Here is a 13,877-nt window from a genome sequence, read left to right as displayed (position 1 = left end):
CGCCGGGCACCTCCGCACCACCGGCGCGGATGTGCACTCCCACTTCCAGGGCCTGTCCGCCTTCTACAAGGCGCCGGAGGCGGAAAAGCTCTTCGCCACCACCAAGCCCGTCAAGGACCGGGCGGATGAGTTCGCCGACGGCCTGGAGACCGTCGCCTCGGCGCTCTCCGCGTACGCGGACGAGATCCGCCCCCTCGTCCCGAAGCTGGCGGCGCTGAAGACCAGGGCGCAGAACTTCATCCGGGACCACAAGGATGATGAGGACGGCGACTACGACGAGGATCTGATCCACGAGCACAATCAGATCCGCGACGACATCACCGCCACCGTCGCCGCGTTCTGGGCGGCGGAGCGCACCTGCCACAACAAGATCACCGCTCTGTGGCACGGCACCCAGATGGTGGCCGGGGACGGTTCGGACAAGCAGAACCAGTACGGCTTCAACGCCGCGGACATGAAGAACGCCAAGCTGCCCTGGGGCGATCCGGTGGAGGAGAAGCACCACTGGTACGAGGTGGGCCACTGGGTGAAGTCCTTCGTGTGGGACGGTCTGATCGTCGACGGCATCTGGGGCACCATCAAGGGCCTGGGCACCCTGGTGGGGTTCGGCGGCTGGGACGCCATGGGCCAGGCCTGGAAGGGCCTCGCCCAACTGGCGACGGGTCTTGCGATCTCCTCCATTCCGGGTGTGGGCACCGCCTTCTGGGCCCTCCCCGACGATAAGATGCCGAGCTGGCTCCGCGACTCGCGCACCGCGATGAAGGAGACCGGCAAGGCGCTGGTGGCCTGGGACGAGTGGGGCAAGAACCCCGGCCGCGCGGCCGGCGCGGTCACCTTCAACGTCCTGACCACGGTCTTCACCGGCGGCGCGGGCGGCGCTGCGGCCGGCGCGGGCAAGGCCGGTGCGGTGGCCAAGGCCCTCTCGGTCGCCGGCAAGGCCGGCAAGGTCATCGACCCCATGACGTACGTCGCCAAGGGCGCCGGCGCGGGTCTCTCCAAGGTCGGCGACATCGCCAAGAGCATCAAGGGCATCGGCAAGGTGGACCTGCCGACCATGCCCGACGGCTCGCTGCACCTCCCCGACGGACAGCTGCCCGGCACGCACGGCATGCCCGGCGTCCCGCACCAGACGGTGCCCGGCACGGGCCTCCCCCAGTCCTGGACGATCGACCAGCCGGCGACCGCGGGCGCGCACGCGGGGAACGGCTTCCCCGGCGTCACGCACGCGAACGACGCGGTACCGATGGGCGGCCACAGCCAGACCCCCGTCAACTACGGCGGCCACACCCCGGGCGGCTCCTACGAGCCCCCGGCGAACGGCTCGTACGGCCCGCCGTCGAACGGTTCCTACGGCCCGCCCTCCGGCCACGACTTCGGCCCGAACGGCAACTCCTTCGGCCCGCACAGCAATTCGTTCGGCCCGACGGGCGGCACGTACGGCCCCCACGGCGGCTCCTTCGGCCCCCACGGCACGTCGTTCGACCAGACACCGGCAGGCCACACCAACCCGACGGGCGGCCAGCACGTCCCGACGGGCGGGCAGCATGTGCCCACGGGCGGGTCGTCGCACGTGCCTGGCGGAGGCCAGCACGTCCCGTCGGGCGGGTCGCACGTCCCCACGGGCGGCCAGCATGTCCCCACCGGCGGTCAGCACATCCCGTCGGGCGGGTCGCACGTGCCCGGCGCCGGTGGTCACGCCGGGAATCCCAGCGCGTGGTACCACGAGGGCGCGCCGACGACTCCGGTGCACGACGTGCCGACCACCACGCCGCACGGCCCCGGTCACGACGTACCGGCCGGCCACCCGCACACGCCCGACACCCCGCACGGCCCGGGCCACGACGCCCCCGGCCCGCACGGCCATGACGGTGCGCACGGGCACGACGGCTCGCACGGCGGCCACGGTGACGACGCGGCCGGCCACGGCGACGACGCGTCGCACGCGGGCGACCACACGGACCTCGGGCACGACGCGGCCCACCACGGCTCCGACGCACCGGGCACCCCGGGCCACGGCGAGCCGGACGTCCCGGGCCACGGCGCGGACGAGCCGTTCGAGTACAAGCCGCACATGTCGGCGGACGACTTCGACAACCTGCCCACCGCCGCGGACAAGCACGCGGTGGCCATGGAGGAACTGGCGCGCGGCACGAACCGCGCACCCAGCGTCGACAACGACGCGGGACTGAAGTACGGGAACGACTACTGGAACGACTTCCTCGACCAGTTGCCCGACGAGTCGCGGGAAGCGCTGAAGACCTACAGCGGCAACGAGTACGACCTGATCAACAGCCACCTGCGCTTCGGCAACCCCTTGAGTGACTCGCTCAAGCACACGATCGAGGAGATGGACAAGGTCATGGGCGCCCGTCCCGTGCCCGAGGACGTCATGATCGTGCGTGGCACCGGGGTCGACCACATCAAGATCGACGGCAAGCCGCTGAAGTCGCCGCTGCAAATGGAAGGCGGTGTATTCGACGACAAGGCCTTCACCTCGACAGCGCTCGGCAAGACGCCGCCGCCTCCGTTCAACCTGAAGCCCGTCCACATGCACCTGCGGGTTCCGAAGGGCACCCCCGCCCTGTGGATCGATCACCTTTCGAAGCACCCCGGGGAGCGCGAGCTGCTGCTCGCCAAGGGCTCCGAGTACAAGGTGACGCGCGTCTTCATGGACGAGACGGACGGCAAGTGGCACGTGTACGGGGAGGTTCTGCCGAGGCCGTAGCCTTCGTCGCAGACCCGCCCGAGTCAGAGGAATATGGACACCATGAGCAGCGAACGACCGATCAATCCGCGCTTCGACGAGGACGTGCACTTCAACCTCGTCTCCTCGGGGCCGGCGCGCTACCAGGCCTACACCGACAAGCCGGTGCAGTACTTCACCGTGGTCGACAAGGAGAACGGCTCGGTCCTCGGGTACCTCTGGGCCGACGACGAGGAAGCCGCCGCCTTCGAACCGCGGCAGGCCGGCGGCGCCCGTGCGATGAACGAGGGCGGTTTCTGGCTTCGCCGACTGCGCAGTGCGAAGGAGCGCGGTCTTACGTCGTCCCAGGCCCTCGCCGAGCTGTACGGCAACCCTGAGACCGCCGGCAAGGGCCGTCCCCTGCCGGGCTCTCTCACCGACGCCCCGAACGCCGCCGCGGTCGAGGCCCTCGCCGAGGGCCAATAAGGAGCCATCCAAGGAGAGGGTGCGGTCCTCGGGTACGTGCGGGCCAACGACGAGGACGACGCCGCCGTGGTCAGGACCCTCGCCGGGATGGCCGGCAGCACAGCCCGTCATCCCGCATCGATCATGGAGGTACCGGCCCCAGGGCCTGAGGACCATGTCTGACCCCGTGCACTACGTCACTGTCACCGCCCCCGACGGAGAAGTCATCGGATACGTCCAGGCCGACGCGGACGGCGTTGACTGGATCAGCCGCAAGGCGAGCAGCAGCAGCGCCTACGAGGCGGCGACGGAGTGGTACGGAAAGGTGCGCGAAGCCGGCGGACTCGGGCTCACTCCCCTCGGCGTCCTCGGCCACCTCAGCCGCGAGCCTGGTGTCGGGCCCGTCACCGAGGCCCCGAGCGCCGCCGCGGTCGAGGAGCTCGCCCAGGCCGTGACCCCGGCGGACGACGCGCGTCTGGTTGCCGCGCTGGACCGGGAGGACCCGGCGGCATGGCAGGAACTCGCGGACGCCTTCGACGCGCTCACGGACGAGGACCGGGATGTGAAGTGGGGCGGCGGTCAGAAGGGGCCGAGCGGCGCGATCCAGGTGCCGTTCCCGCTGTACAGCCAGGGGCTGGAGCGCGTGATCTCGGCCCTGAACCGCGTCGGCGCGGTGACCCCCGAGCACCGGTGGATGGACAACCCGCCGGTCACCCTGCCGCCCGACGGGCGGCTCGGCCCGGCCGACGCCGTACGGGCAGCGACGGCGATCGTGCGGGGTGAGCGGTTCTGCGACGGCACCATCGCCAAAGCAGTGCGCGACGGCCTCCTGGACGCTGTGGTCGAGGCGCTCCGCACCTGGTACGCGGCGGAGGGCGGCGCGCGCAGCGATCACGAGGCCGTCGCGTCCCGAGCCCCCTCAGCAGCAGAAGCACCCAGCAGGCCGGCCCCGCACGCCGTCGGCCCGGATTCACACGACACGGGGAACATCATCACCACGCCACCACAGCCGCCGCAGCCGAGCGCCAACCCGTACGCCCAGCAGCCGGCGGCGCCGCAGACCGGTCAGCCGCAGTACGGGATGCCGCCCGCTGCGTACGGGATGTCCCCGCAGGGCGGCCAGCCCTGCGGGCCGCCGCAGCAGGCTCCGTACGGATATCCGCAGCAGGCCGGCCAGCCCCACGGAATCCCGCAGCAGGGCCACCCCCCGTACGGCCACCCGCAGCAGCCCCCATACGGGCAGCCGCAGCAAGCGGCCTATGGCGGGCAGCCGCACCCCGGGCAGGAAATGTGCAGGTTTTGCGGGGGGCGGCCGGCGGCTCGGGTGACGTTCCGGGCGCATCAGGGGTTTCTCATCCTGATGCGGTTCCAGAAGTACGACGGGCCGATGTGCGGGAACTGCGGTCTCGCCGTCTACCGCACGCTGATGACGGCCACGCTGTGCCAGGGCTGGTGGAGCCCCTTCTCGCTGTTCATTTTCACGCCGTTCACGATCATCTGGAATCTCATTGCGCGCGGCAAGGTCAGCAAGCTGCCGCACCCCGCGCCGGGGCAGCACGGGCAGCAGGCGGATCCGGGTAAGCCGGTGCATCAACGTCCGCTCGCGTACGTCGCACTGATTCCCGTGCTGTGGATCTGTTTCCTGATCTTCCAGGGGCTTACCCGGTCCTGACCCTGTCCCGGCCCCTGGGGTGTACTGCTCACTCACCCATGCCATATGTTCCAGGAACCACGACCCACGCAACGGACGACTGAGGCAACGGACGACAAGACGGATGGCACGGGATTACGACAGCCAGCTGCTGGAGTCGGTGGCGGTACGCCGGCGCAGGATGCGCGATGCGCTGCTGTTCGGCGCGCAGCGGGCCCGGCGGACGGCGGACGAGCGGCTGGGCAAGGTCTTCGCCGGGATCGCCATCGCCGCGGTGCTGTGCGCCGGCTGCGTCGGCTGGTCCTTCCTCCAGCACACGCTGGCGAAGCAGAAGGCCGAGCAGGAGAAGCAGCAGCGCCAGGAACAGCAGTACCAGCAGCCGGCCCCGACGGCGAAACCGGAGGATTCCGGGAAGAGCGCCAAGAATTCCCCGGATTCGTAACATTCAGCGGGTTCGGAGCATTCACCAGGTTCTGAGCATTCCACGGTTCGCCGGCGGCCGGTAACTCGCTTGTACCGAGCGGGAATCCGGCGGCCGTACCAGTAATTCCACGCAAAAAGGGAAAGGGCCCGGCACTAGTAACATGAGCACGCCGAACAGGCCCGAGTCCTCAACGTCGCGACGATAGGTTCCCGTAAGTGGTGAGCACAGCAACGACATCCCGGGCGCAACTCAGCCGGGTGACTTTGGTCGGCGAGCGACGCCGGGCCGACATCGTCCTGCCCTCCGACACCCCGATCGGGCAGCTGCTGCCGGACATCCTGCAGCTGCTGGACGACCGGGCGGCGGCGCGGCCGATGACCCGGCAGTTGATCACCTCCGACGGGTCCGCGCTGCCGCACGACAGCACGCTGTCGTCGGCGGAGGTCGCGGACGGCGCCGTGCTCCGGCTCGTCCGGGCGCACTCCGCGCCGCCCGCCCCCGTCGTCCACGACGTCACCGACCTGGTCGCCGACGACCTGGACCTGCAGGCGTGGCGCTGGCGGCCCGCCACCCGCCGGATCAGCGCGGGCGTGGCGACCGTCGCCTTCGCGCTGACCGCAGCGGTGCTCGCCCGCCGCGAGTTCGGGCTGGACTCCCTCGTGGCCGTGCTGGCCGCGGTCACCGTCGTGCTCCTCGCGGCCGGCGCGCTGGTCGCGAAGATCGGCGCGGGCAACCGCGGGCTCGCCACGGCGCTGCTGCTCGCCTCCGGCGGGCTCGGCGTCCTCACCGCGTGGACGGCGGCCGACGCCTACGACTGGTCCGGGACCGCACGGCTCGCGGCCGTCGCGGGTGCGCTGGTCGTGATGCTCGTACTGCTCGGCTACTTCTCGCCGCTCGGCCGCGGCGGGCTCATCGGCGCAGCGGCCACCGCCGGCATCGGTGTGGTGTGGGAGGTCGTCGCCGCGATCCAGGGCGACCCGACCCGGCTCGGTGCCGTGATGGCCGTCTTCTCCGTGATCCTCCTCGGGCTGCTGCCGCGGCTCGCGCTGATGGCGTCGGGGCTCACCGCGCTCGACGACCGCCGCTCCGGCGGCACGTCCGTCAGCCGGCACCAGGTGGCCAACGCGCTGGCGGCCACCCACCGCGGCCTCGCCCTCGCGACGATCGTCACCGCGGCGTCCGCCACGGCCGGCAGCTGGCTGCTCACCCGGGCGGCGACGCCGACCGTGTGGACCGTGGCGCTGCCCGCGCTCGTGGCGCTCGTCCTGCTCTCCAGGGCGCGGGCGTTCCCGCTGGTGGCTGAGGTCGTGGCGCTGTTCGGCGCCGCTGCAGTCCTCGTCGTACGGCTGGTGATGGTGTGGATGGACCACGCCGGGGGCGCGGGTCCGCTCATCGTGCTGTGCGCGGCCGCCGTGCTGCCGCTGCTCATCCTCGCGGTGCGGCCGCCGGAGCACGTGCAGGTGCGGCTGCGGCGCGTGGCCGACCTGGTCGAGTCGATCGGCGTGGTGGGGCTCTTCCCGCTCGCCGTGGGGGCGTTCGGGGTGTACGGACAGCTGCTCGACAAGTTCTGACGCTCAACAGACGCTCAACAGGTGAGAACGACGCGCAGGCGCTCCGGGCGGGGCAGCAGGGCGGAGAAGAAGGGCTGACATGCCGAACGGAGACAACTGGCAGGGCGACGTGCTGCGTGACCTGCGAGGCGGCGCCACGCCACAGGGCACGCCGCAGCAGGGCGCGCAGGGCGCCCAGGGGCCCGGCGGACAGCAGCAGGGCGCGCAGCCCGCGCCGCAGACCGGACAGGCCGGACAGCCCATGCCGCAGGGCGGACAGCCCGCGCCCCAGACCGGGCAGCCCGCGTCCGCTTACCCGCAGCAGGCCGGCTACCCGGCCGCGCAGGCCGCGCAGAGCCCTCAGAACCCGCAGAGCCCGCAGGCCCCGCAGCACGCCCAGAACCCGCAGCACGACCAGTACCAGCAGGCGCAGCAGGCGCAGCAGTACGAGCAGGGTCAATACCAGCAGTATCAGCAGCCTCAGCAGTACGAACAGGCGCAGCAGTACCAGCAGGCCCAGCAGGCCCCGGCGTACGAGCAGGTGCCGCAGTACCAGCAGCAGGTGCCGGCGCAGGCCGCCTACGCGCCGTCGCGCCCGCACCGCACGCCCGACTCCCGGCCCGTGCTCGACAAGGGCCTGGCCGGCACCGGGCGCAAGCCGCGGCACGGCGAGTCCTTCACCGCGCGGGCCACCCGCAACCTGCGCCGTACCGTCTCCTCCTCGGCAGCGCGCGAGGTGGCCGACACCACCGCCACCGCCGAGGTGCTCCAGCAGCCGGTGACCACGGGCCGGCAGATCGCCGTCACCTCCATCCGCGGCGGTTCCGGCAAGTCCACCGTCGCCGCGCTGCTCGGCACCGCGTACGCGCACTACCGCCAGGACCCGGTCCTCTTCGTCGAGGCCGACCCCTCGCTCGGCTCGCTGCCGCTGCGGCTCGGCGCCGAGACGCTGCGCTGGACCACCGGCGACCTCGCGGGCATCGTCGAGCCGCAGATGTCGCTGCTGGACGTCACCGGCTACCTGGTCCAGCTGCCCAACAACGCCTGGCTGCTGCCCGGCAGCCAGGGGCAGATCGGCGCGATGCTCCCGACCAAGGCGTACGAGCGGGTGATGGTCTCGCTGCGCCGCTACTTCGGCGTGACCGTGGTGGACTGCGAGACGCTGCCCGCCGAGGTCGCCCGGGTCGCGCTCTCCGCCGCCCAGGCCCGCGTGCTCACCACGCCCGCCACGCTGGAGGGCATCATGAGCACGTACGCGATCCTCCAGTGGATGCAGGGGCTGCCGCCGCACGTGATCGCCGGCACGGTCGTGGTGATCACCGAGCTCGTGCCGCACGGCGGCCTGGAGCTGGACGAGGCGGTCAAGAAGCTGCAGTCCACCGGAGCGACCGTCCGGACCCTGCCGTACGACCGGCACCTCGCGGCCGGCGGCACGATCCGCACCGAACTCCTCGCGCACTCCACCAGGGAAGCCGCCACCCGCCTCGCCGCGGACGCGTTCCGGCTCTCCCAGCAGCGCCACTGATCCCCCTGCCGAGCCCCACCGTGAGTGACGGACGCCGATGAGTACCCGACTGATCCACCGCCCGGCCCGGACCGCGCGGCCCCAGGCCGCGGCCGAGGCGCGCACCATCGAGGCCCCGCCAACCTCCCCGAGGGGAAGTCGGGCAACATCGCGATGTCGCTGCTGCCCGTCGCCGGCGTGCTGTCGTCCGTGATCATGATGACGGTCGTCCGCAACAGCCAGTTCGCCGGACTCGGCGCGATCATCGTGGTCGTCACCCTCATCGGCACCCTCGGCCTCGCGTTCTCGCAGCGCGGCAAGGCCCAGCGCACCCGCCGCACCCAGCGCGAGGCGTACCTCACCTACCTCGAGGACCTGCGCGAGGAGCTGTCCCGCGAGGAGCGCGAGCGGCGCGAGCAGGCCGACGTGCTGAACCCGCCGCCGGACGCGCTGTACGACATAGTCCGCGACCCGGCCCGGCTGTGGGAGCGCCGCCGGATGGACGCGGACTTCCTGCGGGTGCGCGTCGGCACCGGTGAGATGCCGGTCCGCGACCTCCAGGTCGCCCAGCAGGGCTCCTCGGTGCTCACCCCGCCCGACCGCTTCATGCTCAACGAGGCGTCGGCGCTGATGGACCGCTTCCGCACCGGCACCGAACTCCCGCTCACCGTCCCGCTCGACCGGGTCGGCAACATCAGCGTCGTCGGCCCGCGCGAGGACTGCCTGCGCGTCGCCCGCGCCCTGCTCGTGCAGACCGCCGCCACCCACGCGCCCGACGACGTGGCGATGGCGCTGGCCGTACCGGGCGACCGGCTCACCGACTGGGAGTGGGCCAAGTGGATGCCGCACCTGCTCGACACCGAGCAGTTCGACGGCCCCGTCGCGGCCCGCCGGATCGCCCCGTCCGCGCCCCAGCTCGCCCGGCAGATCGGCCCCGAGCTGCGCCGCCGTGCCTCGTACGCGGCCGAGGTGCGCCGCGGCCTGTCCAACCGGGACGCGCTCGCCATGAACTCCCGGCTGCTCGTCGTCACCGACGGGCACGGCGAGGACGCCGTCGACCTGCCGCGCCCGGACGACGCGGTCGGGCTGCGCGACATGGGCGTCACGGTCCTGCACCTGCTGGAACACCGGGTCCAGGAGCCGGGCCAGGTCAGCGTGCGGATCACCGTCGACGGCGACCAGGTCGTCATCGAGGACCTGCGCGAGCAGGAGCCGATCAGCGCGCACGGCACGGTGGACGAGGTCAGCGTCCCGTTCGCCGAGGGCCTGGCGCGCATGCTCGCGCCGCTGCGGCTGTCCGCCGAGTCGCTGGTGGACGCGCCGCTCTCCGGCCCCGTCGACTTCGCCGAGCTGCTCGGCATCGACGACGTGGCACACCTGGACCTGTCCCGGCTGTGGGCGCCGCGCGGCGAACGCGCCTTCCTCCGCGTACCGATCGGCATCAGCGACTCCCACGAGCCGGTGCTGCTGGACCTCAAGGAGTCCTCCGAGCTGGGCATGGGCCCGCACGGCCTGTGCGTCGGCGCGACCGGTTCCGGCAAGTCGGAGCTGCTGCGCACCCTCGTACTGGCGCTGGTCGCCACCCACCCGCCGGAGGACCTGGCGCTGGTCCTGGTCGACTACAAGGGCGGTGCGACCTTCGCGCCCTTCGCCGACCTGCCGCATGTCGCCGGTGTCATCACCAACCTGGAGAACCAGGCGGGCCTGGTCGAGCGCGTGCACGCCTCGCTCGCCGGTGAGGTCAAGCGCCGCCAGCAGGTGCTGAAGGACGCGGGCAACGTCGCCGACATCGGCGACTACGCCCAGCTGCGCGCCGAGAAGCGGCCCGACCTGGACCCGCTGCCGCACCTCTTCGTCGTCATCGACGAGTTCGGCGAACTGCTCACCGCCAAGCCGGACTTCATCGACCTGTTCCTGTCCATCGGCCGCATCGGCCGGTCCATCGGCGTGCACCTGCTGCTCTCCAGCCAGCGCATCGAGGGCGGCAAGCTCAAGGGCCTGGACACCTACCTCTCGTACCGGCTCGGCCTGCGCACCTTCTCCGCCGACGAGTCCCGTACGGTCCTGGACACCACGGACGCCTTCCACCTGCCGCCGCTGCCCGGCTTCGGCTACCTCAAGGTCGACACCACGCACTACGAGCGGTTCAAGGCGAGCTACGTCTCCGGCGCCTACCGCGGGCCCGTGCAGCGCCACGAGGAGGAGGACACCGGGCCGCTGGCCCTGGAGTACGAGGCGTTCAACACCCTCGCCGAGCCGGAGAACACCGGCGAGCAGGAGCCGACGGTACGGCGCCGGGAGACCGGGCCGACCGAGATGGGCGTGATGGTCTCCCAGCTGGAGGGCGCCGCTGCCCAGGTGCGCCGCATCTGGCTGCCGCCGCTGCCCGCCGCCATCGCCCTGGACAAGGCGGCAGGCCCGGTGGAGGTCGGCGCGCGCGGCATGCAGCTCGCCGCGCGCCGCGGCCCGCTGCAGGTCCCGCTCGGCCTGCTGGACGACCCGACCAAGCAGTGGCAGGGCCAGTACGTCCTGGACCTCACGGTGGCCGGCGGGCATGCCGCGGTCATCGGCGGCCCGGCCTCCGGCAAGACCACGCTGCTGCGCACCCTCGCGCTGTCGCTCTCGCTGACCCACACGCCGCAGGAAGTCGGCATCTACGGCCTGGACCTGGTGGGCGGCGGCCTCCAGGCGCTGTCGGACCTGCCGCACGTCGGCGGGGTCGCGGGCCGCGCCGACCGCGAGCGCGCCGGGCGCACCGTCGAAGAGGTGCGCAACATGCTCGGGATGCGCGAGGAGCTCTTCCGCGAGCACGGCATCGACTCCGTCGAGCAGCTGCGCATGCTGCACGCGGCCGGCCGGCTCCCGCAGCTGGCCTCCGCCGAGATCGTGCTGGTCATCGACGGGTTCGGGGCGCTGCGCGACGACTTCGAGGAGCTGGACGACGCGGTCGCCGACATCCTCAAGCGGGGCAGCGGCTACGGCATCCACGTCGTCGCGGGCATGCTGCGCTGGAACGACGTGCGCATCGCCACGCAGTCGTACTTCGGCACCCGCGTCGAGCTGCGGCTCAACGACCCCAGCGAGTCCAGCATCGACCGCAAGCTCGCGCAGACCCTCTCCCCCGACGAGCCCGGCCGCGTGCTGACCGACGGCAAGCTCTTCGCGCAGATCGCGCTGCCCCGTACGGACGGCACGGCCGAGACCACGGAGCTGGGCGCGGTGCTGGAGCGTACGGCCCGGACGATCCGGGCGACCTGGACCGGCGAAGTGGCCCAGCCCGTACGGGTCCTGCCGCGCGTCCTGGAGCCGCACCTGCTGCCGGGCCCGGCCGCCGAGCCGCAGCGGGTGCCGATCGGCCTGGACCAGACGGCGCTGGCGCCCGTCATGGTCGACCTCTTCCAGCACGACCAGCACCTGCTGATCCTCGGCGACAGCGAGTGCGGCAAGACCAACCTCCTGAAGACCGTCGCGAACGGCCTCATCGAGCGCTACGGCGAGGAGGAGCTGGTCTTCGCGGTGATGGACCCGCGGCGCGGGCTGCGCGGCGCGATCCCGGAGGAGTTCCGCGGCGGCTACGCGTACAACCCCAAGATGTGCGCGGGGCTGGCGCACGGCGTCGCCGGTCAGCTGGAGAAGCGGCTGCCGGGCGACGGCGACGTGGAGGACCTGGAGCCGGGCAGCTGGGGCGGCGGCCCGCGGATCGTCGTCCTCGTCGACGACTACGACGTTCTGACGACGGCCGGCCAGGCCCCGCTCGAACCGTTCCTCCCGTACATCCCCTCGGCGGCCGACATCGGCCTCCACTTCGTGCTCACCCGCCGCGTCGCGGGCGCCTCCCGCGGCATGTACGAGCCGCTGATGCTGAGCCTGCGCGAGTCCGGCGCCTCGGCGCTGCTGATGTCGGGCGACCGCAGCGAGGGCCAGCTGTTCCCCGGGACGTACGCCTCGCTGCAGCCGCCCGGGCGTGGCATCTTCATGCAGCGGGGCCGCCCGAACCGGCTGATCCAGACGGTGTACACAGAGGGGTGACGTACGGAGGCGGCCGCCGCTCCGTACGGCCGGCCGCCGGGCGCGGCCGTTCCGCACCGCGGGGTGCCGGGGCCGCCGCCCGCCGGCACCGCTCTTCCCAACGACCATGACCAGGAACCGGACGCGCTCATGACCAAGGACGTCATCACCCTCACCCCGAAGATGCCCGACCCGGTGACGGTGCTCGCCGGCCTGCTCTCCGGCGGCCCCGACAAGCTGGTCGGGACCACGGGCGAGGACGCGGTCGTGCAGCTCTGCGACGCGGAGGGCCGCCCGCTGATGTCGGTCGAGGCGCCGCTGCTGGTCCAGGTCGAGGGCGAGGCCGAGCGGCTGCTCGGGGCCACGCCGCCGCCCGTGCCCTTCTGGTGGACGGAGGCCCGCGCCACGACCGGCGTCGAGGAGGCCGAGAAGCTGGCGGGCACCTTCTCCGCGCGGCTCGCCACGCTGGCCGGCGGGTCCGCCTGGCCCCCGGAGGCCGCGCGCTCGCTCGCCGTGGTGGAGACCGACGGGGTGAGCGTCGCGCCCACGCCCGCCGCCGCGCAGCCCGCCGTGGACGCGCTCACCGACAAGGTCGCCGTCGTCATCCAGGACCGTCCGGTGGTCGCCATGACGGCCTGGCTCTCGGACGCGTTCCGGGCCGTGGCCAACAACGAACTGGGCCTCCAGATCGTCACCCCGGCCGGCACCACGCTCTCCCCCGCCGTACGCAACAGCCTGCCCGGCTGGCCGTCGCGCTGGGTCGTCCAGGACGAGCGGGACGGCTACTACGACGGCCTGTCCGGCGCCGTACTCCGCTTCCAGAACGGCCTGTTCGCGCCCATCGAGGGCGAGGGCGCCACCCCGATGGACGCGCGCACCCCGCTGGCCGCCTCCTTCCAGGAGGTCACCGACACCGGCGAGCGCCAGCTGGCCGTCTCCTTCCGTACCGTCCACCCGGCCGACGACCGCCTGGTCCTCGGCGGCGCGCTGGAGTCGGTCTGGCGCGAGCTGACCGGCGAGCCGCCCGCCGGCTGGGGCACCGCCGAACCCGCCAACCTCCCCTGGTCCCTGCGCCAGCTCACCGACCTCGCCCACGACCGCGCCCCGGAACCGACCTGGCTCGTCGTCGTCGGCTCCCCCGCCCGCCCCGGGCTCGCCACGGTCCGCATCACCCGCACCAAGGGCGGTGTCGAGGAGGACGTCACCCTCGCCTTCGGGTACGGCCCCGACGAGGAACCCCCGCTGGACGCCCTTCCCCGCGCGGCCGAGGCGCTGGCCACCCGCCACCACCTCCAGTCGATGCTGGTCCAGCTCCGCAAGGCCCGCCGCGACCTGGCCGTACCGCCCCGCTTCGAAGGCCCCGGCGTCCCCCTGGCCTTCGTCCTCGGCGCCGAAGAGGTCCGCCAGATGCCCGCCGACCGCACCCGCCACACGCCGCTCTCCGAGCCCCCCGTCGAACTGGGCCCCAAGTCCCGCCCCGCCATGTACTACCCCCTCCCCGGCGACCCCTCCGACCTCTCCGGCTGGCAGGACTTCGAGCGTCTGATGCGGCATCTGAAGGGGGCTTGAGGGGGGCTTGAGCAGGGGGTCCG

The 13,877-nt window shown here is 72.5% G+C and carries 7 protein-coding genes and 1 pseudogene; all 8 read left to right on the top strand.

The features are described 5' to 3' along the window. The coding region (locus tag C3486_RS08565) for an ADP-ribosyltransferase (RefSeq protein ID WP_103831990.1) at nucleotides 1-2,725 on the top strand (2,725 nt) is incomplete at its 5' end. A 42-nt stretch (nucleotides 2,726-2,767) separates the two neighbouring features. Further along, entirely contained in the window at nucleotides 2,768-3,169 is a 402-nt protein-coding gene (locus C3486_RS08560; protein ID WP_258052665.1) for a hypothetical protein, read from the top strand. A gap of 154 nt (nucleotides 3,170-3,323) precedes the next feature. Next, nucleotides 3,324-4,820, top strand: a complete 1,497-nt coding sequence (locus C3486_RS08555) for a DUF6508 domain-containing protein (RefSeq protein ID WP_103831974.1) — start codon at nucleotides 3,324-3,326, stop codon at nucleotides 4,818-4,820. Between the two features lie 103 nt (nucleotides 4,821-4,923). Next, nucleotides 4,924-5,241: a hypothetical protein gene (locus C3486_RS08550; protein ID WP_103831973.1), complete on the top strand. Its 318-nt coding sequence runs from the start codon at nucleotides 4,924-4,926 to the stop codon at nucleotides 5,239-5,241. Between the two features lie 197 nt (nucleotides 5,242-5,438). After that, nucleotides 5,439-6,794 carry a type VII secretion integral membrane protein EccD gene (gene eccD / locus C3486_RS08545; RefSeq protein WP_103831972.1) on the top strand — a complete coding sequence of 452 codons (1,356 nt, stop codon included), beginning with the start codon at nucleotides 5,439-5,441 and terminating at the stop codon, nucleotides 6,792-6,794. Between the two features lie 79 nt (nucleotides 6,795-6,873). Next, nucleotides 6,874-8,298 (top strand): MinD/ParA family protein, encoded by a 1,425-nt coding sequence (locus C3486_RS37925; RefSeq protein ID WP_258052664.1) that lies wholly within the window; start codon nucleotides 6,874-6,876, stop codon nucleotides 8,296-8,298. A 37-nt stretch (nucleotides 8,299-8,335) separates the two neighbouring features. Continuing rightward, nucleotides 8,336-12,306: pseudogene (eccCa, locus tag C3486_RS08530) on the top strand (type VII secretion protein EccCa). 129 nt (nucleotides 12,307-12,435) lie between these two features. Beyond that, on the top strand, nucleotides 12,436-13,854 hold the full coding sequence (locus C3486_RS08525; RefSeq protein ID WP_103831970.1) for a DUF6177 family protein: 1,419 nt from the start codon (nucleotides 12,436-12,438) through the stop codon (nucleotides 13,852-13,854). Nucleotides 13,855-13,877: the final 23 nt, after the last annotated feature.

It is taken from the genome of Streptomyces sp. Ru73 (genome assembly GCF_002920575.1).
GTDB lineage: Bacteria > Actinomycetota > Actinomycetes > Streptomycetales > Streptomycetaceae > Streptomyces.
Note: the sequence above shows the minus strand (reverse complement) of the source record. Positions and strands in the feature narration are given on the sequence as shown.